Source organism: Pseudomonas sp. GW823-FHT06B06 (assembly GCF_058795195.1).
In genome coordinates, this window is the sequence record NZ_JBXAHO010000024.1 from 23,921 (window position 1) to 40,889 (window position 16,969).

The 16,969-nt window shown below is 61.1% G+C and carries 17 protein-coding genes; 9 read left to right on the forward strand and 8 right to left on the reverse strand.

Going from position 1 to position 16,969, the window contains the following annotated elements; all coding sequences use genetic code 11:
* Positions 1 to 9 precede the first annotated feature (9 nt).
* Complete coding sequence (tsaE, locus tag AC1Q8Q_RS20980; protein ID WP_033040627.1) at positions 10 to 480, reverse strand: tRNA (adenosine(37)-N6)-threonylcarbamoyltransferase complex ATPase subunit type 1 TsaE; 471 nt, start codon at positions 478 to 480, stop codon at positions 10 to 12.
* The gene (locus AC1Q8Q_RS20985; RefSeq protein ID WP_033040629.1) at positions 468 to 1,967 is read right to left on the reverse strand and encodes a bifunctional ADP-dependent NAD(P)H-hydrate dehydratase/NAD(P)H-hydrate epimerase; all 1,500 of its coding nucleotides are present in this window, start codon (positions 1,965 to 1,967) and stop codon (positions 468 to 470) included. Before AC1Q8Q_RS20985 ends, tsaE begins: the two co-directional genes overlap by 13 nt.
* A gap of 63 nt (positions 1,968 to 2,030) precedes the next feature.
* On the opposite strand from AC1Q8Q_RS20985, the gene queG reads away from it, so the two are divergent.
* On the forward strand, positions 2,031 to 3,095 hold the full coding sequence (queG, locus tag AC1Q8Q_RS20990) for a tRNA epoxyqueuosine(34) reductase QueG (RefSeq protein WP_492615457.1): 1,065 nt from the start codon (positions 2,031 to 2,033) through the stop codon (positions 3,093 to 3,095).
* A gap of 88 nt (positions 3,096 to 3,183) precedes the next feature.
* Here queG and AC1Q8Q_RS20995 read toward each other — a convergent pair whose 3' ends face one another.
* Both AC1Q8Q_RS20995 and orn read right to left on the reverse strand, forming a co-directional pair.
* Entirely contained in the window at positions 3,184 to 3,795 is a 612-nt protein-coding gene (locus tag AC1Q8Q_RS20995; protein ID WP_008064122.1) for a trimeric intracellular cation channel family protein, read from the reverse strand.
* 104 nt (positions 3,796 to 3,899) lie between these two features.
* Positions 3,900 to 4,442, reverse strand: a complete 543-nt coding sequence (gene orn, locus AC1Q8Q_RS21000) for an oligoribonuclease (RefSeq protein ID WP_020798550.1) — start codon at positions 4,440 to 4,442, stop codon at positions 3,900 to 3,902.
* A 107-nt stretch (positions 4,443 to 4,549) separates the two neighbouring features.
* Here orn and rsgA point away from each other — a divergent pair, with 107 nt between their 5' ends.
* The 4 genes from rsgA to AC1Q8Q_RS21020 all read left to right on the forward strand — a co-directional run bounded on the left by rsgA (position 4,550) and on the right by AC1Q8Q_RS21020 (position 7,401).
* Positions 4,550 to 5,581, forward strand: a complete 1,032-nt coding sequence (rsgA, locus tag AC1Q8Q_RS21005) for a small ribosomal subunit biogenesis GTPase RsgA (RefSeq protein WP_033043516.1) — start codon at positions 4,550 to 4,552, stop codon at positions 5,579 to 5,581.
* A 199-nt stretch (positions 5,582 to 5,780) separates the two neighbouring features.
* The gene (locus AC1Q8Q_RS21010; protein ID WP_020798552.1) at positions 5,781 to 5,948 is read left to right on the forward strand and encodes a hypothetical protein; all 168 of its coding nucleotides are present in this window, start codon (positions 5,781 to 5,783) and stop codon (positions 5,946 to 5,948) included.
* 2 nt (positions 5,949 to 5,950) lie between these two features.
* A complete protein-coding gene (locus tag AC1Q8Q_RS21015) occupies positions 5,951 to 6,910 on the forward strand; it encodes a caspase family protein (RefSeq protein WP_492615458.1) in 960 nt (319 codons plus the stop codon).
* On the forward strand, positions 6,910 to 7,401 hold the full coding sequence (locus AC1Q8Q_RS21020) for a toll/interleukin-1 receptor domain-containing protein (RefSeq protein ID WP_492615459.1): 492 nt from the start codon (positions 6,910 to 6,912) through the stop codon (positions 7,399 to 7,401). Before AC1Q8Q_RS21015 ends, AC1Q8Q_RS21020 begins: the two co-directional genes overlap by 1 nt.
* Before the next feature lie 129 nt (positions 7,402 to 7,530).
* Here AC1Q8Q_RS21020 and motB read toward each other — a convergent pair whose 3' ends face one another.
* Together motB and motA are read right to left on the reverse strand one after the other, a co-directional pair.
* A complete protein-coding gene (gene motB, locus AC1Q8Q_RS21025; protein WP_151143881.1) occupies positions 7,531 to 8,547 on the reverse strand; it encodes a flagellar motor protein MotB in 1,017 nt (338 codons plus the stop codon).
* Positions 8,548 to 8,550: 3 nt separating this feature from the next.
* Positions 8,551 to 9,402, reverse strand: a complete 852-nt coding sequence (gene motA / locus AC1Q8Q_RS21030) for a flagellar motor stator protein MotA (protein WP_008063575.1) — start codon at positions 9,400 to 9,402, stop codon at positions 8,551 to 8,553.
* Between the two features lie 166 nt (positions 9,403 to 9,568).
* On the opposite strand from motA, the gene AC1Q8Q_RS21035 reads away from it, so the two are divergent.
* The 3 genes from AC1Q8Q_RS21035 to asd are packed head-to-tail and all read left to right on the forward strand — an operon-like array spanning position 9,569 to position 12,844.
* Positions 9,569 to 11,107 carry an HDOD domain-containing protein gene (locus AC1Q8Q_RS21035; RefSeq protein WP_033043513.1) on the forward strand — a complete coding sequence of 513 codons (1,539 nt, stop codon included), beginning with the start codon at positions 9,569 to 9,571 and terminating at the stop codon, positions 11,105 to 11,107.
* Positions 11,108 to 11,149: 42 nt separating this feature from the next.
* Positions 11,150 to 11,965 (forward strand): rhodanese-like domain-containing protein, encoded by an 816-nt coding sequence (locus AC1Q8Q_RS21040; protein ID WP_033043512.1) that lies wholly within the window; start codon positions 11,150 to 11,152, stop codon positions 11,963 to 11,965.
* An 18-nt stretch (positions 11,966 to 11,983) separates the two neighbouring features.
* Complete coding sequence (gene asd, locus AC1Q8Q_RS21045; RefSeq protein ID WP_492615460.1) at positions 11,984 to 12,844, forward strand: archaetidylserine decarboxylase; 861 nt, start codon at positions 11,984 to 11,986, stop codon at positions 12,842 to 12,844.
* A gap of 124 nt (positions 12,845 to 12,968) precedes the next feature.
* Here the strand turns inward: asd and serB are convergent, their stop codons facing one another.
* Positions 12,969 to 14,183: a phosphoserine phosphatase SerB gene (serB, locus tag AC1Q8Q_RS21050; protein ID WP_020798560.1), complete on the reverse strand. Its 1,215-nt coding sequence runs from the start codon at positions 14,181 to 14,183 to the stop codon at positions 12,969 to 12,971.
* A 135-nt stretch (positions 14,184 to 14,318) separates the two neighbouring features.
* On the opposite strand from serB, the gene AC1Q8Q_RS21055 reads away from it, so the two are divergent.
* Positions 14,319 to 15,839: an AhpA/YtjB family protein gene (locus AC1Q8Q_RS21055; protein ID WP_020798561.1), complete on the forward strand. Its 1,521-nt coding sequence runs from the start codon at positions 14,319 to 14,321 to the stop codon at positions 15,837 to 15,839.
* Between the two features lie 246 nt (positions 15,840 to 16,085).
* Here AC1Q8Q_RS21055 and AC1Q8Q_RS21060 read toward each other — a convergent pair whose 3' ends face one another.
* Positions 16,086 to 16,799: a PqiC family protein gene (locus AC1Q8Q_RS21060; protein ID WP_020798562.1), complete on the reverse strand. Its 714-nt coding sequence runs from the start codon at positions 16,797 to 16,799 to the stop codon at positions 16,086 to 16,088.
* Positions 16,800 to 16,969 lie beyond the last annotated feature (170 nt).

The window sequence follows — 16,969 nt, forward strand, 5'->3', positions numbered from 1 at the left end:
CCCCATCATCTATTTGGATTCCAATGCCAAAGCGGCACACCAGGCCTCGCCACGCGAACCCCTGGGTAAAATTTTCAGCGAACGCCCGCTGTCTTGCGGGCTAATGGTAATGGTCAGGTCGGGCTTTGGCAAAAAGCCTGCACCTTTATCGGGCCATTCGATCAGGCACAGCGCATCGTCCTCGAAATAGTCGCGGATGCCGAGAAATTCCAGCTCCTCCGGATCGACCAGGCGATACAAGTCGAAATGGAAGGCACGAATGTCGCCGATCTCATAGGGTTCGACCAGGGTGAAGGTCGGGCTTTTGACCGCCCCGACATGCCCCAAACCACGAATGATACCCCGGGACAATGTGGTTTTCCCCATCCCCAGATTACCTTCGAGGAAGATCAGGCCATGCCCCTCGGTGATACGGGCGATACGTGCGCCAAAGTCGCTCATAGCCTGCTCATCGGCCAGGTACAGGGTTACTTCAGACACGGTGCTTGCTCCTCCAACAACTGACGAATGGCTGGTATCAAATCACTGGCCGCCAGTCCACGGCCGAATTTACCTTGGCGTTCACCGGCATTGGCGTGTAGCCAGACGGCCAGGCAAGTCGCATCGAACGCGTCCATGCCCTGGGCCAGCAGCGCACCCACCAGACCTGCCAGCACGTCGCCCAGACCGGCGGCAGCCATTGCCGGATGACCTTGATGACACACGGCAAGCCGCCCGTCAGGACAGGCGATCAGACTGCCGGCCCCCTTGAGCACCACCACTGCTGTGTATTTTTTGCTCAGTGCATGGGCCGCCGCGGGGCGATCGGCCTGAACCTGGGCAGTGCTGAGTCCCAGCAACCGAGCGGCTTCTCCCGGATGCGGCGTGATCACGCACCCCTTGGGCAAGCTCACCCGGCCTTCCGCCAGCAGGTTCAGCGCATCGGCGTCCCAGACTTGCGGCAGGGGTGCGTTGGCGGCGGCCGACAACAAGCTTCTCCCCCATGCACCCTGCCCCAGTCCAGGGCCGACCACCAATACGGACACCTTTTGAAGCAAATCCATCAGTTGATTGGCCGACGCAGCGCCCAGCGCCATCGCCTCGGGGATCCGGGCCAGGGCAGCCGGCACATGCTCGGGGCGGGTCGCCAGCGACACCATGCCCGCGCCGCTGCGCAATGCACTTTGCGCGCTCAACAGGATTGCCCCGCCCAGCCCGCGATCGCCACCGATCAGCAATACGTGGCCGAACTGGCCCTTATGGGAAGCGCCCCTGCGGGCGGCCAGGCGCGGCAGGTTGCCGGCTGTCAGGCGTCGGGCGGTAATCGGCGCCCCCTCGAGCAGCCGGGGATCGGCGTGCAGGTCATTGAACACCCGCTCGCCCACCACATTTGCCGCGTCGCCGGTGAATAACCCCAACTTCAAGCCGATAAAGGTTACCGTCAGATCGGCTCGCACGGCACAACCGAGGATGCGCCCGGTATCAGCGCATAGCCCGGAGGGGATATCCACCGCCACCACCGGAAGGCCGCTGGCGTTGATCGCGGCGATGACACTGGCGTACGGCTCGCGCACATCACCGGCCAAGCCGGTACCGAGCAAGGCGTCGAGGACAATGCCCCGGTAGTCCGATTGCGCGCTCCACGCTTCGATGACCACGTTTTCGGACACCGCTTCGGCATGGGCCGAAGCCGCATCACCGCGCAGCTGCCGGGGATCGCCTGCCGCCAGAACCCGTACCGTCCACCCGCCGCGCTTGGCCAGCACGGCAACCAGGTAACCGTCGCCAGCGTTATTGCCGTGGCCTGCGACCACCGTTAATTCATTCGCCGCCGGCCAATGCCGGACCAGCGCTCGCCAGGTGGCCCGTGCGGCGCGATGCATCAATTCGAAGCCCGATGTGCCAGCCGCGATCAGGCTCGCATCGAGCCCTCGGACCTGCGCGGCGCTGTACAGCGCGTCGGGTAAATCATCTTTAGTGTGCGGCATGCGTCTACGGGCTCCGATGTCTGGCAGAATTATACGCACCTCAGCTCCGGTTTCTCTCGCCTCATGCCCGCTATTACCACAGATCTGCCTGCCCTCGCCCAATCCATCAAGGACTGGGGCCGTGAGCTGGGCTTTCAACAAGTCGGCATCAGCGGCCTGGACCTCGCCGAGCATGAGCAACACCTGGAACGCTGGCTTGCAGCCGGCTACCACGGCGAAATGGAATACATGGGCGCCCACGGCAGCAAACGCTCGCACCCCGAAGAACTGGTACCAGGCACTTTGCGCGTGGTATCGCTGCGCATGGACTACCTGTCGGGCGATACCAGAATGGCGCAATTGCTCGCCCAACCGGAAAAAGCCTACGTCTCGCGTTATGCCTTGGGCCGCGATTACCACAAATTGATCCGCAAACGCGTGCAACAACTGGCGGAAAAAATCCAGGCCGAGATTGGTCCGTTTGGTTATCGCGCGTTTGTCGACAGCGCTCCCGTGCTGGAAAAAGCCATCGCAGAGAAAGCGGGTCTGGGCTGGATCGGCAAAAACACCCTGGTCTTGAATCGCAAGGCTGGCAGTTATTTCTTCCTGGCCGAACTGTTCGTCGACCTGCCGTTGCCCGTGGATCCACCCCATGCCACCGAACACTGCGGCCGCTGCAGCGCCTGTCTCGACATCTGCCCGACCAACGCCTTCGTCGGCCCCTATGTGCTGGACGCCCGGCGCTGTATTTCCTATTTGACCATCGAACTCAAGGGCGCCATCCCCGAAGAGCTGCGACCGCTGATCGGTAATCGGGTGTTCGGTTGCGATGACTGCCAGATCGTCTGCCCGTGGAACCGCTTTGCCCGTCCGTCCGGCGAAAGCGATTTCAAGCCACGGCACAACCTGGACAACGCTGAACTGGCCGCGTTGTTCATGTGGGACGAGGATAAATTCCTCAGCAGCACCGAAGGTTCTCCCTTGCGCCGGACCGGCTACGAAAACTGGCTGCGCAACTTGGCGGTGGGCTTGGGAAATGCGCCTTCAACGATTCCGGTACTGGAGGCGTTGAAGGCGCGACGCGAACATCCGTCCGAACTGGTGCGCGAACACGTCGAGTGGGCCCTGAAACAACACGGTCTTGTGTAGGAGCTGCCGCAGGCTGCGATCTTTTGACCTTGATTTTTTAAGGTCAAAAGATCGCAGCCTGCGGCAGCTCCTACAGGGGATCGCAGCGTTACGCTTCGTCGTTGTAGACGAACTTGGGCATTTCCCAATGGAAGCGGATCGCCAGCAGGCGTAGTAGGAAGCCGCCGAACAATGTAATCAGGATCGCCTGCTCTCCAGGAAGATTCAGATACAGGCAGAGCATGTAGCACCACGCCGCCGCGAAGGAAACACTGGCGTACAACTCGCGCCGAAAGATCAGCGGAATGTCGTTGCAGAAGATATCCCGCAGGATGCCACCGAAAACTCCGGTGATCACACCGCTGACCGACGCGACCAACATGCCATGCCCCATTTCCAGGGCGGTCATGCAGCCAATCAGTGTAAACGCCACCAGGCCGACGGCGTCCAGCACCAGGAACAACGAGCGCAGATGGCGCATCCAGCGTGCGGTGAACACCGTGATCATCGCTGCAATGGTGGTCAGCACCAGGTATTCCGGGTGTTTGACCCAGGTCAGCGGATAGTGGCCTAGCAGCACATCGCGCACCGAACCACCGCCCAGCGCCGTGACGCACGCGATCAGCACCACGCCGAACCAGTCCATGCCGCGGCGGCCGGCAGACAGGGCACCGGTCATGGCTTCGGCGGTGATGGCGATCAGGTAAAGCATCAGCAACATGGTGGCAGTCCTTGCGAAAAGGCGCGCAGTCTACGCACTTCGCCCGAGCACCAAAAGAGGGCAGCACACACATCACAAACCTGTGGCGTTACCCCTCAACCTGATCAAACCTTGATGAAATGCTGGCGGTAATGCTGCAGCTCAGCGATTGACTCGCGGATATCGTCCAGCGCCAGGTGGGTGCTACCCTTTTTGAAGCTGTCACGCACGTCCGGCGCCCAGCGAGCGGCCAGCTCCTTGAGGGTCGAAACGTCGAGGTTGCGGTAGTGGAAATAGCTTTCCAGGGATTTCATGTGCGTATAGAGGAAGCGCCGATCCTGGCAGATGCTGTTGCCACAGATTGGCGACTTGCCCTTGGGCACCCACTTCTCCAGGAAGGCGATGGTTTGCGCCTCAGCTTCAGCCATGCTGATGCGGCTGTCGCGAACGCGCTGGGTCAGGCCCGAACCGCCATGTTGACGAGTGTTCCACTCGTCCATGCCGGCAAGAATTTCGTCACTGTGGTGGATCGCGATCACCGGACCCTCGGCCAAAGTGTTCAGGTCGCTGTCAGTGACGATGGTGGCCATTTCGATGATGACATCGGTATCCGGGTTCAGACCGGTCATTTCCAAGTCGATCCAGATCAGGTTCTGCGGGTTTTGCATGTGTCGGCTCCTAGGCAATGCTGCGCAGTTTAGCCTAGGCCGGTGGCCGGGCGTGCTAAACTCGCGGCCGTTTTACCTAATCGCTGCATTATTACTACGGAACACCCATGGCCAAACGCCAACTCAATCGTCGTCAAAACTGGCGCATCGAAAAGATTCAGGGCGAACGCGCTGCCCGCGCCGCCAAACGCGAGTCCTCGGCTGTCGAGGCACTTGAGGGCGGCGATCTGGGCCCGGAACAGCACGGCCTGGTTATCGCCCACTTCGGGGTGCAGGTCGAAGTCGAAGCCCGCGATGGCGCGCTGGCCGGCCAAGTGTTCCGTTGCCACCTGCGCGCGAACCTGCCTGCGCTGGTGACCGGCGACCAGGTGGTCTGGCGTGCCGGCAACCAGGGAATCGGCGTCATCGTGGCGCAATTGCCACGCAACACCGAACTTTGCCGCCCGGACAGCCGTGGCCAGCTCAAACCTGTTGCAGCGAACGTCGACATGATCGTCATCGTGTTCGCGCCACTGCCTGAGCCCCATGCCAACCTGATCGACCGCTACCTCGTAGCCGCCGAACACGCTGGCATCAAGCCGCTGCTGCTGCTGAACAAGTTCGACCTGATCGACGAGCACAACGCCCCGGCGCTGAATGCCCTGCTCGCGGTCTATCGCACCTTGGGTTACCCGGTGCTGGAAGTGTCGGCCCACCACGGCGACGGCATGGAACAGCTGCAGAAGCAATTGGACGGGCGCATCAGCGTGTTCGTCGGCCAGTCCGGCGTCGGCAAGTCGTCGCTGGTCAACAGCCTGTTGCCGGAAGTCGAAACCCGCGTCGGCCCGTTGTCCGAGTTGTCCGGCCAGGGCACCCACACTACCACTACCGCGCGCCTGTTCCACTTCCCCGGTGGCGGTGAGCTGATCGACTCCCCCGGCATCCGTGAATTCGGCCTGGGCCACGTCAGCCGTGCCGACGTCGAAGCCGGCTTCATCGAGTTCAACGACTTGCTCGGCACCTGCCGCTTCCGCGACTGCAAGCATGACCGCGAACCCGGCTGCGCCCTGCTAAAGGCCCTGGAAGACGGCCGCGTGCAACAGCAACGGATGAACAGCTACCGCTCGATCATCGCCAGCCTGCCGGAAAACGGCTACTAAACAGATGTGCCGACCGCCCTGCTTCAGCGGGGTGGTTGGAGTCTGCGTCTTCCCCTCCATTTAAACATCAGACTTTTCTGTAAGGCCTACCCACGCTTGTTTGTAGGACATTTCTCTTTTCGCGCCAGTCCCTTGTGGCCGCCCGGCAATCGCCTAGGTTCAAACCCTCTTCGCACTCCTGCGACACTGAGGGATACCCATGCAGACCTACCATTTGTTCATCCGTCATTCGGGCAAGATGATCATTGCGTTCAAGCCATTGGCTACCGAGCGCATTGACACGCGGGTACGTGACGCGGCACAGGCCGAATGTGCGTGGAACACCGATAGCATCGTCACCGCTATTCGCCAGCACACGGCGGTGTAACCATGCGCAAGGGACTGTTTATCGGCATCAACGACTACACCCATGTGTCGAGCCTGAGGGGCTGCAGCAACGACGCCATGGCCATGGCCTCGGTGTTGAAGACCGACGCCAATGGCGATCCGAACTTCAAGAACATCGTGCTGACCTCCGCCGAGGACTACCTGGGCCGGGAAAAACTCGAAGACCAGATCCGCGAGCTGTTTTCCGGGGATTGCAATGTCGCCCTGCTGTATTTCGCCGGCCACGGCAGCTTCGATATCGACACAGACGAAGGCATGTTGATCCCGCAGGACTACAGGAGCGCCAAGGACGGGATTCGCCTCAGCGACATCCTGAACTGGGCCAGCAAGGCCACGAAGATCAAGAACAAAGTGATCATTCTCGACTGTTGCCAGAGCGGCTCGGCCGGCGAGGTGCGCGCCTTGCGCAGTGAGGGGAGCGTGGTCGGCGAAGGCATGACCATCCTGACCGCCTGCAAAAAGGAAGAGCCGGCGATGGAGGGCGCACAACACGGTGTGTTTACCGGGTTGTTACTCCAGGCCTTGCACGGCGGAGCGGCGAACATCCTGGGCAAGATCACCCCCGGCAGCCTGTATGCGTTTGTCGACAACGCGCTCGATGCCTGGGAGCAGCGCCCGGTGTTCAAGACCAACGTCTCGCAGTTCATCTCCCTGCGCGAAGTATCACCGCTGATTCCCAAGGAAATCCTGCGCAAACTCCCCGAGTGGTTTGCCGAAGCGGAGTCGACGTACCCCCTCGCCCCCAGCTTTGAGCCCACCGAACCCGAGTTCAATGCCGAACAAGGCGAGGTCTTCGCCCAGTTGCAAAAGTGCAACCGCCACAGCCTGGTCGAACCGGTGGACGCCGAACACATGTACTACGCGGCCATCCACTCCACCGGCTGCCGCCTCACCGCTCTCGGCGCCTATTACCGCGAACTCGCGATCAAGGGACATTTCTGATGCCAGTGTTTATCAGCTACCGCCACATGGACCGCACCTACGCGATCAGCATCAACACGCGCCTGATCCAGGCCAACATCAAGACCTACCTCGACGTACTGGATGCCGAATCCCAGACCACCGACGACATCACCGGGGTGATCACTCGCAACATCAGCGAATGCACGCACCTGCTGGCGGTGGTCTCGGAGAAAACCGCGCTGTCCTGGTGGGTGCCCTTCGAAATCGGCGAGGCGACCATCACCAATCGGCGTATCTGCTCGTTCAAGACCGGACCGACAGAGCTGCCGCTGTACCTGGACAAATGGCCGAAGCTGAGCAGCGAAAGGGATATCGAGTTCTTTATCGATGCTTATCGCAACGAGTTGACGGTCAAGCGTTCGATGTCATTGGAATCGGTGACGGGCAGTGAGTCGGTGCGCAGCGTCAACAGGACTAACGCCGATCGATTCCACACTGACTTGAAGTCCAGAATCATTCGAGGTTTCTGATTTTCTCACCCAACCCCTGTAGGAGCCGGCTTGCTGGCGATAGACTCAAATGCGCCGAGTGCATCCAGGCAGCACGCGTTATCGTCAACGACCATCGCCAGCAAGCCGGCCCCAACAGCCAGTGTCAGGTCACTGCTTGGCCGGCTCACCCGGCTTCGGCGCCGGGTCATCGAACAGGTTCAAGCGCTCACGCAGTTCGTGGGCCGGCAGCGGCTCCTTGTCCGCCGGCAATGCGTTCGGATCGACCGGTGCAGCCGGAGCGGCAGAACCTTGCGGTACATCGGGAGCAGGCTCGGCGCCTTGCGAACCTTCGATGGCACGCTGTGCCTTCTTGGTCAGCACAACAATGTCGATTCGACGGTTGACCGGGTTGAACGGATGCTCACGATCGAACAACGCCGACGAGGCATAACCGACCACGCGCGCCACTTGCGACTCGGGATAGCTGCCCGCCACCAGTGCACGACGCGCCGCGTTGGCACGGTTGGCCGAAAGCTCCCAGTTACCGAATTCACCGGTGCCGCTGTACGGCTTGGCGTCGGTATGGCCGCTAATGCTGATCTTGTTCGGCACGGCCTTGATGGTATCGGCCATGGCCAGCAGGATGTCTTCGAAATAGGGTTTCAGGCGGGCTGAGCCTGAGTCGAACATCGGCCGGTTCTCGGCGTCCACGATCTGGATACGCAAACCGTCCGGGGTGATCTCGAACAGGATCTGGTCTTTGAATTTCTGCAGTTGCGGGTTCTCTTCGACCTTGTTCTGCAACTCTTGCAGCAGCAGTTCCAGGCGCTCCTTCTCCACCATCTCGGCCATGCCTTCGACCTGTTCGACGTCGACCGTCACCTTGTCCGGCTGCGGCTGGGTCTTCATTTCGGGGTTGAGGGTGTTGTCCGGCGCCATGGTCGGCGTGCCGCCGAGATCAATGATGTACGGCGTGCCACTTTCGGAAAAGCCGATCGGGTCCTTGAAATAACCGGCGATGGCGATCTTCTGTTCCGGGGTGGCGGTGGACAACAGCCACAACACCAGGAAGAACGCCATCATCGCTGTGGCAAAGTCGGCGAAGGCGATTTTCCAGGCGCCCCCGTGATGCCCGCCGGCGATGCGCTTGACGCGCTTGATGATTATCGGCTGATTGTTCTCCATGGCTTAACGACCACGAACCGCTTGTTCCAGCTCGGCGAAGCTTGGGCGGTGCGCCGGGTACAGGACTTTGCGCCCGAACTCCACGGCCAGCGACGGCGGCATGCCGGAAGCGGAAGCCACCAGCGAGGCCTTGATAGCTTCGTAGACGTTCAGCTCTTCCTTGGCATCGTGGGCCAGGGAATGCGCCAGCGGGCCGAAGAAACCGTAGGCCGCGAGAATACCGAAGAAGGTACCGACCAGTGCCGCACCAACGTGCAGGCCGATGGACTTCTGGTCGCCCTCACCCAGCGAGGCCATGGTCACCACGATACCCAGGACCGCCGCGACGATACCGAAACCGGGCATGGCGTCGGCAATACCGTTCACCGCGTGGGACGGGTGCTCCAGGTCCTCCTTGAGGCTGTAGAGCTCCATGTCGAACAGGCCCTCCAGCTCGTGGGGCGCCATGTTGCCGGAAGACATGATGCGCAGGTAATCACAGATGAACGCGGTCATGCGCTCATCCTTGAGGACCGTCGGGTACTTGGCGAAGATCGGGCTCGCCGCGGCATCTTCGATGTCCGCTTCGATGGCCATCATGCCTTCGCGGCGGCTCTTGTTGAGAATCTCGTAGATCAGGCCCAACACTTCAAGATAGAAGGCATGGCTGAAACGCGAACCGAACATGCTCAGGGATTTCTTGAGCACGTGCATGGTCATGTAACCGGGGTTGGCCTGCAGGAATGCACCGAGGGCCGCACCACCGATGATCATCACCTCGAAAGGCTGGATCAGGGCGGCAATCTTGCCATGGGAGAGCACGTATCCGCCGAGCACGCTCGCGAATACGACGATGATGCCGATAATTTTAGCCATAGGTAGGAGAGCACTTACTGAGTCGGGTTCAAGGTCATATTCGGAAGTTAAAAAATCTCTTCTTCTACTTATCGGCAAAACTGCGCCAGACTATAGCCAGTTCAGGCGAAAAGCTAATTTGACCCCCTCCGGGCATAGGTATTGTTGACGATGATCGCCTCCAGACATGGCTAAAAACACGAACGCCCCAACGCCAACTCCGACCACGCTCGAAGACTGGGTCAAACTTCTCGACGGTGTACGCCTGCCGGTTCCGCAGGCCAGTCACGACCGTGTCTGCCGGGCCTTGCGCGACAGTCGCAGCTCTGTGCGCAAGATTGCCGACTTGATGCAGGACAGTCCGGCCCTGGCCTTGAGCGTGATTCGCGCGGCCAACCGACACAGCCATGGCAGCATGACTGAGCCTGCGGAAAATCTTGAGGTCGCCATCAATCGCCTCGGTTTGAAACGCACCGAGGAGCTGCTCGCGCGACTGCCCGCCATGCCCCAGGGCGAGATTCCCAAAGCCCTGCGCCAGTTGCAATTGATCAGCCAGCACGCCAGCCAACAGGCCAACGGTTTTTTTGCCAGCCGCCTGGCGCGCCTGTGGCAGGACATCCATTGGGGCAGCCTGCTGTTTCTGTCACCACTGTGGCCGTTGGCGCTGACGCATCCGCACCTGCTCGAAGACTGGGAGCTGCGGGTCATTCATAAAGGCGAATCGGCGCGCACCGTCGAAAAGCAACTGTTTGGCGCTCGCCTGCTGGAGATCGGCCTGGCCCTGGTGAACCTGTGGCACCTGCCGATCTGGGTTCAACAGGGCTATCGACTGTTGCTGACCGAGCAACGGGAGCTGGTCAAAGTTCTGCGCATTGCCCGTGACAGCGAGCATCCGCTACGCCAGCAGAACCGCCTGGATGACGACCCGACCCTGCGCCGCTGGCTCAATCAACCGGCCAACACGGTACTTTTAGCCAACGGGCTGGCGCTCTCGGCGCACCATGCCTGGGACAGTCCGCACAGTGAGCGCTGGCAGTACCTGACCAGCCTCTACTTGCAAATACCGATGAGCGAGGTGCAACAACAACTGCACCAGCAAGCCGCCAACAGCGCGCGTTATCACGCCATGCCCGACCTTTGGCATCCCGCTGTCGCGCTGATCTGGCCATGGGGCACGAGCCCTGTGCATGCCAGTTTGCAGCCAGCCCCGGCACCCACCGCCGAAGACCTGGCGAAGTGGCGCAAACAATGCGCTGAGTTGCTGGTCGAGCCGAGTCGCTTCACCAACGCCATCCACCTGACCACCTCTGCCCGCGACGCACTGGTTGCCTGCGGCATGCGCAGGGTGATGATCCTGATGGCCGACCGTACTCATACCCAGCTGCGTGTGCACCAGACGGCTGGGCTGCCTGTCGAAGCATCTGGCCTAAACTTTGTCGTCAGTCAAAGCGCCGTGCTGCAACGCTTGCTCGCGCAACAGGCCCAGGTTCGCCTCACGCCGCTCAACAACGCTCAGTTTTCCGCGTTACTGCCCAACAGCCTGCGCAGCCAGTTCAGCGGCGAACACTTGTTGTTGCGTTCGCTGCTCAACAATGGGCGGGTAATCATGATCGTCGTGGCAGACCAGGGTGGCGGGCCATTCTCGGACATCACCCTGCAAGCCTTCGGCAAAACCGCACAATGCATTGAAAAAGCGCTGCACAGCTTTAGCCAGCGCGGCCAATAAGGCTGCGCTACAATCCCCCCTTTTGTGCTCTGGAGACCTCACATGTCTGACTTCTCTGGCTTGCCGCTGGTGATCGAGCCGAGCGACTTGCTCTCCCGCCTCGACGCCCGCGAACTGATCCTGGTGGACTTGACCAGTCCTGCCCGCTACACCGAAGGGCACATTCCCGGCGCGCGCTTTGTCGATCCTAAACGCACGCAACTGGGGCAGGCGCCCGCCCCGGGACTGATGCCACCGCAGGCAGCACTCGAAACGTTGTTTGGAGAGCTGGGGCACAACCCCGATGCCGTCTATGTCGTTTATGACGACGAAGGTGGCGGCTGGGCCGGTCGCTTTATCTGGCTCCTGGACGTCATTGGCCACAGCAAGTATCACTATGTCGACGGCGGCCTGACGGCCTGGCTGGCAGAAGGCATGCCCATGTCAATCCAGATCCCGCCACCCGCTGGCGGCCCGGTTGCGCTGACCCTGCACGACGAACCCACGGCTACCCGCGAGTACCTGCAAAGCCGTCTCGGCGCTGCCGACCTGGCGATCTGGGATGCACGTGGGCCACTGGAGTATTCCGGCGAGAAAGTCCTGGCGGCCAAGGGCGGACACATCCCAGGCGCCGTGAGTTTCGAATGGACCGCGGGCATGGACAAGGCGCGTAACCTGCGCATCCGTACCGACATGCCACAGATCCTCGAACAGCTCGGCATTACCCCTGACAAAGAAGTGATTACCCACTGCCAGACTCACCATCGATCTGGCTTCACCTATCTGGTGGCCAAGGCTCTCGGTTATCCGCGGGTCAAGGGCTACGCCGGCTCCTGGGGCGAATGGGGTAACCATCCCGACACGCCCGTAGAGATTTAAGGTTTTTAAGGACAGTTAATGAACAAGCGTCTGTTTATCGTCAGCCAATACCTGCTGCCCCACAACCTGCTCTCGCGACTGGCCGGCTGCATCGCCGAATGCCGCGTGCGCTGGTTCAAGAATGCGTTCACCGCGTGGTTCGCCAAGCGCTACCAGGTGAACATGTCCGAGGCACTGGTCGAAGACCTGACCGCCTACGAGCACTTCAACGCTTTCTTCACCCGTGCCTTGAAAGACGGCGCGCGCCCACTGGACGAGACACCGGGCGCGATCCTCAGCCCGGCGGACGGCGCCGTCAGCCAGCTCGGCCCGATTGAGCACGGCCGTGTCTTCCAGGCCAAGGGCCACAGCTTCAGCGTGCTGGAACTCTTGGGTGGCGATGCGGCGAATGCTGCGCCGTTCATGGGCGGTGATTTCGCGACTATTTATCTGTCGCCCAAGGATTACCACCGTGTGCACATGCCACTGGCCGGCACCCTGCGCGAGATGGTCTACATCCCGGGCCGCCTGTTCTCGGTCAACCAGACCACCGCTGAAAACGTTCCTGAATTGTTTGCCCGCAACGAGCGCGTGGCGTGCATTTTCGACACCGAGCGCGGGCCGATGGCCGTGGTGCTGGTGGGCGCGATGATCGTGGCATCGATCGAAACCGTGTGGGCTGGACTGGTTACGCCACCGAAACGCGAGCTGAGAACCTTCCGCTACGACGAAGCCGCACGCGCGCCGATCCACCTGGAAAAAGGTGCGGAGCTGGGTCGTTTCAAACTGGGTTCGACCGCTGTCGTGCTGTTCGGGCCGGATCAGGTGAAATGGGCTGAAGAGCTGGTAGCGGGTTCGCCGGTGCGGATGGGTCAGGGTATGGGCCTGCCGAAGGCCTGATACACACCTTTACTGTAGGAGCGAGCCTGCTCGCGATGAACCTGAGGACGACGCGGGCATTCTGAATGCCCGCGTCATCGTTGACGTCCATCGCGAGCATGCTCGCTCCAGGTGTTCTGCGGTGTTACAGCTGGCCGTCGCGGTCGCGGAAGCCCAGCAGGTACAGCACGCCATCCAGCCCCAGGGTGGAAATCGCCTGCTTGGCCGACTGCTTGACCAACGGTTTGGCGCGGAACGCAACGCCCAACCCGGCAATCGCCAGCATCGGCAAGTCATTGGCACCGTCGCCGACCGCAATGGTCTGCTCCAGGCGCAAGCCTTCCTTATGTGCCAGTTCCTTCAGCAGATCGGCCTTGCGTTGTGCATCGACAATCGGCTCGATCGCCACGCCAGTCACCTTGCCGTCGACCACTTCCAGCTCGTTGGCAAACACGTAGTCGATGCCCAGCTTGGCCTGCAATTGCTTGGCGAAATAGGTGAAGCCGCCCGACAGAATGGCGGTCTTGTAACCCAGGCGCTTGAGCTCGGCGAACAGGGTTTCAGCGCCTTCGGTCAGGCGCAGCGAGGCGCCGATCGAGTCGAGCACGCCCACATCCAGTCCTTTGAGCAACGCCAGGCGCTCTTTGAAACTGGCGCGGAAGTCCAGCTCACCGGCCATCGCCCGCTCGGTAATTTCCGAAACCTTGTCGCCCACGCCGGCCGCTTTGGCCAGCTCATCGATGACTTCGGCTTCGATCAGGGTCGAGTCCATGTCGAACACCGCCAGACGGCGGTTACGACGAAACAACGAGTCTTCCTGAAAGGCGATGTCGACGTTCAATTCCTGGGCGACACTGAGGAATTCGGCCCGCAGTGCCTGCGGATCAGCTGCTTCGCCGCGCACGGAGAATTCGATGCAACCCTTGCCTTTATCGTCCGGGGTATCCAAAGGCATGCGCCCGGACAGGCGATCGATGTGATCGATGTTCAAGCCATACTTGGCGGTGATCGAGCTCACGGCCTGCAATTGCCCGGCGGTGACCTTGCGCGTCAGCAGGGTCACGATATGGCGTTTTTTGCCCTGGTTGCCGACCCACTGCTGGTAATCCTCTTCGGACACCGGCGTGAAACGCACCTGTTGATCCAGCTCATAGCCCTTGAACAGGATGTCCTTGAGCACCGACTTGCCTTGTTCGGTATCAGGAATTTCAACCAGGATGCCGAACGACAGGGTGTCGTGGATCACCGCCTGACCGATGTCGAGAATGTTCACACCACCCTGGGCCAGAACGCCGGTAATGGCCGCAGTCAAACCCGGACGGTCGACTCCCGTGATGTTTATCAGGACGATTTCGCGCAAGGCGCACCCCCGCAAGTGGAAAAAAACCGCATTCTACCCACATTCAGTGACCATCGGGCACCGTGAGCGCTTTGACGGCCTAGGGCCTGTCGCTATACTGCGCGTCAACTTCACGGACAAAAGAGCCGAGCTCAAGTGAACCGGCCCACGCCAGTAAAAACCGATAACTTCTTTCTGCTGATCTTCCGTGCACTGCGCCACCGCCGTGTACCGATTGCATTGCGCATTGCCAGCCATAACGTGATCCTGGTCGCTCTGGCCCTGGTGATCTACGCCTGCGTGATGGGTTTGCAGTTCAAGCAGGCCATGCACGAGCAGGCGGATGCGCTGGGTGAAAGCCTGACCATGCAGACGGCCACTTCCGCCACCGAGCTGTTGGTGTCCAACGACATCCTCAGCCTCAATGTCCTGCTCAACAACCTGACCAAGAACAAGCTGGTGGCCCACGCCGCCATCTACAGCATGGATAACCGCATCCTTGCCGAGGCCGGCCAGCGTCCCAAGCATGGCCTGCTGGGCGAGGCCGAAGGCATCTATCAGAGCAAGATCACTTTCCAGGACGTGACCGCCGGTCAGCTGCGCATCAGCCTGGACATGGATCAGTTCCAGCAGCCGATGACCATCAGCCTGCAGAGCATGGGGATTTTGAGCGCGATCCTGCTGGCCCTGTCCCTGGCATTGAGCCTGCGCATGGGGCGATATCTCTCTACGCCGCTACTGCAATTGCGGGTGTGGTTGCGCAACATCGACGAATACACCCCGGCCACCGAGCGTAATGACGAGATCGGCGACCTGGCGCGCCAGCTGCATGCCGAATTCGCGCCGGAACCGGCTGAACCGGAGCCCGTGCCAGAACCTGAACTCGACGATGCCGAGGACGACGATGCTGAACCGGGCTTCGAAGTGCGTAACCTGCGCGATCCGAGTTTCGATGAAAGCCGCCCGATGGCCGCGATGAAGGCCGCGCCACGACGTGTCGTCAGTACCGTTGAAGATGATGACGACGATGCGTTCGCCGATCTGCTCGATGATGCGCCAGCAAGCACCGCCAAACCGTTGGGCAAGCCCGTGGCCTCCAGCGTGCCGCAGCACAGCGCCGTTCTGGCCGTACAGTTGGGCTCACAGGAACAACTGCGACGCCTGCCCCGGACACGCCTGGAAGAGTTGCTCAAACGCTACCGCGACTGCCTCGACCAGGCTGCTTCGCTCTACCAGAGCGAACTGCATACCCTGAACGATGGCAGCACGCTGATGCTGTTCCACAACGAAGACAGCGGCGACGATTACCTGACCAACGCCATCTGCTGCGGCGAGCTGCTGCGGGCGCTGGGCCATCAACTGCAGATCGAAGTCGCCGACAGCGGCATCACCTTGCAATTGCAGCTTGGCTTGACCCTGGGCGACGAACTGTTTGGCCTGAGCCAGATCGACCTGTTGCTGACCGACGCCGCGCAGGATGCCCTGGCCCTGTCGCAGCACAGCCGCAACCTGCTGCTGGTGGAACGCAAGATCAATGACGACGCCCTGATCCGCCAGCGCGCACGGATCCGCCCGATCGCCAGCCCTGAAGGCGCCTGCTGCGTGGAGCGGCTGATGGAGCCTTATCCGTCGATGCTCGAGCGACAGCTGGCGCGGATGCACGAACGCCGCGCGTAGCCTTAGCCCCGCTGTAAAGAAGCTCGCAGATGAGTGATCGTCTGCGGGCTGATCGTTCCCACGCTCTGCGTGGGAATGCCTCAAGGGACGCTCCGCGTTCCAGCCTCACCTCATATCCCAACCCTGGCACCGTTGTGACGCAGAGCGTCACGGGCTGCATTCCCACGCAGAGCGTGGGAACGATCAGTACGCAGCAGAAACAACAAAGCCCGCACGAGGCGGGCTTTGTGTTGTACCGGTCCGAGCCTAGAAGCGAAACACTTCCATATCCGTACGGATCGGAGCAGCCATCGGGATCTTCGGCTGTTTTTCCTGCTCCGCCGCCGGCGCTGCGGGCTTGGCTGCCGGTTTGCGTGGCGCTTCGGCAATCGGTGGCTGGTTGGCCAGCGGCTTGAGCGCGACCGACAGCTGTTCAGCGAGCTTCTGCAGCAACGCACCCTGCGCTTGAACCTGAGCCGCCGTGCTGCCGGTGTGCTGTTCCTGCAGATGGATGATGCGATTATCGCGCACCTGGCCACGACGGTCGATCAAACGCCATTGCGCATCGAGGATAGCCGGCTGCTTTTCACCCGAATCCAGACGCGTGATGGTCAACAGGACCTGGACATCCGGTGTGAACCCCGTTGTCGCAGGCGACAGCACTACGCGCTGGCTGTCCAGGTGACCGGCCACCTGACGCAGCAGCAGTTGATCGATGTCGGAAGACAGGCTGCCAGCCCAGCGGCCATCGGTCGAGGCTTGCAGGCTGCCATCGGGCTGACGCTGCAGCAGGGTTTCGCGCTGCAGGTAGTCCGCCACGGTTACCGGGCCCAACAAAACCGCCATGCCCGCGCTTTGCGCAGGCTGGACCGGACTTCCACTGTCCAGTTGGTACAGCGACACCGGCTGGTGAACGCTGCAACCCGCCAGGCCAAATACGCCGGCGAGCATCAAAATAAAAGGAAGGCGCAGAGCAGTCATCGTCCCATCCAGGTGATTGCCACAAGGCTAATCACAGTGAAAATACTCAATAAATGTGAAGAACGCTCGGCCACGCCGGCGCTTGAAAGGCCATATCATCCGTGAATATGCGTTCCGACTCCAGCGCCAAAGCGCCGATCTACGCGTTAAATCGCAGATCAGGCGCTCTA

Bases quoted from the DNA above. Each gene is read 5' to 3' on its own strand.
- queG (WP_492615457.1), top strand. From the start codon at position 2,031: ATGCCCGCTATTACCACAGATCTGCCTGCCCTCGCCCAATCCATCAAG.
- AC1Q8Q_RS21020 (WP_492615459.1), top strand. From the start codon at position 6,910: ATGCCAGTGTTTATCAGCTACCGCCACATGGACCGCACCTACGCGATC.
- motB (WP_151143881.1), bottom strand. From the start codon at position 8,547: ATGGAGAACAATCAGCCGATAATCATCAAGCGCGTCAAGCGCATCGCC.
- AC1Q8Q_RS21035 (WP_033043513.1), top strand. From the start codon at position 9,569: ATGGCTAAAAACACGAACGCCCCAACGCCAACTCCGACCACGCTCGAA.
- AC1Q8Q_RS21010 (WP_020798552.1), top strand. From the start codon at position 5,781: ATGCAGACCTACCATTTGTTCATCCGTCATTCGGGCAAGATGATCATT.
- AC1Q8Q_RS21040 (WP_033043512.1), top strand. From the start codon at position 11,150: ATGTCTGACTTCTCTGGCTTGCCGCTGGTGATCGAGCCGAGCGACTTG.
- rsgA (WP_033043516.1), top strand. From the start codon at position 4,550: ATGGCCAAACGCCAACTCAATCGTCGTCAAAACTGGCGCATCGAAAAG.
- AC1Q8Q_RS20995 (WP_008064122.1), bottom strand. From the start codon at position 3,795: ATGTTGCTGATGCTTTACCTGATCGCCATCACCGCCGAAGCCATGACC.
- AC1Q8Q_RS21015 (WP_492615458.1), top strand. From the start codon at position 5,951: ATGCGCAAGGGACTGTTTATCGGCATCAACGACTACACCCATGTGTCG.
- asd (WP_492615460.1), top strand. From the start codon at position 11,984: ATGAACAAGCGTCTGTTTATCGTCAGCCAATACCTGCTGCCCCACAAC.
- AC1Q8Q_RS21060 (WP_020798562.1), bottom strand. From the start codon at position 16,799: ATGACTGCTCTGCGCCTTCCTTTTATTTTGATGCTCGCCGGCGTATTT.
- motA (WP_008063575.1), bottom strand. From the start codon at position 9,402: ATGGCTAAAATTATCGGCATCATCGTCGTATTCGCGAGCGTGCTCGGC.
- AC1Q8Q_RS20985 (WP_033040629.1), bottom strand. From the start codon at position 1,967: ATGCCGCACACTAAAGATGATTTACCCGACGCGCTGTACAGCGCCGCG.
- orn (WP_020798550.1), bottom strand. From the start codon at position 4,442: ATGCAAAACCCGCAGAACCTGATCTGGATCGACTTGGAAATGACCGGT.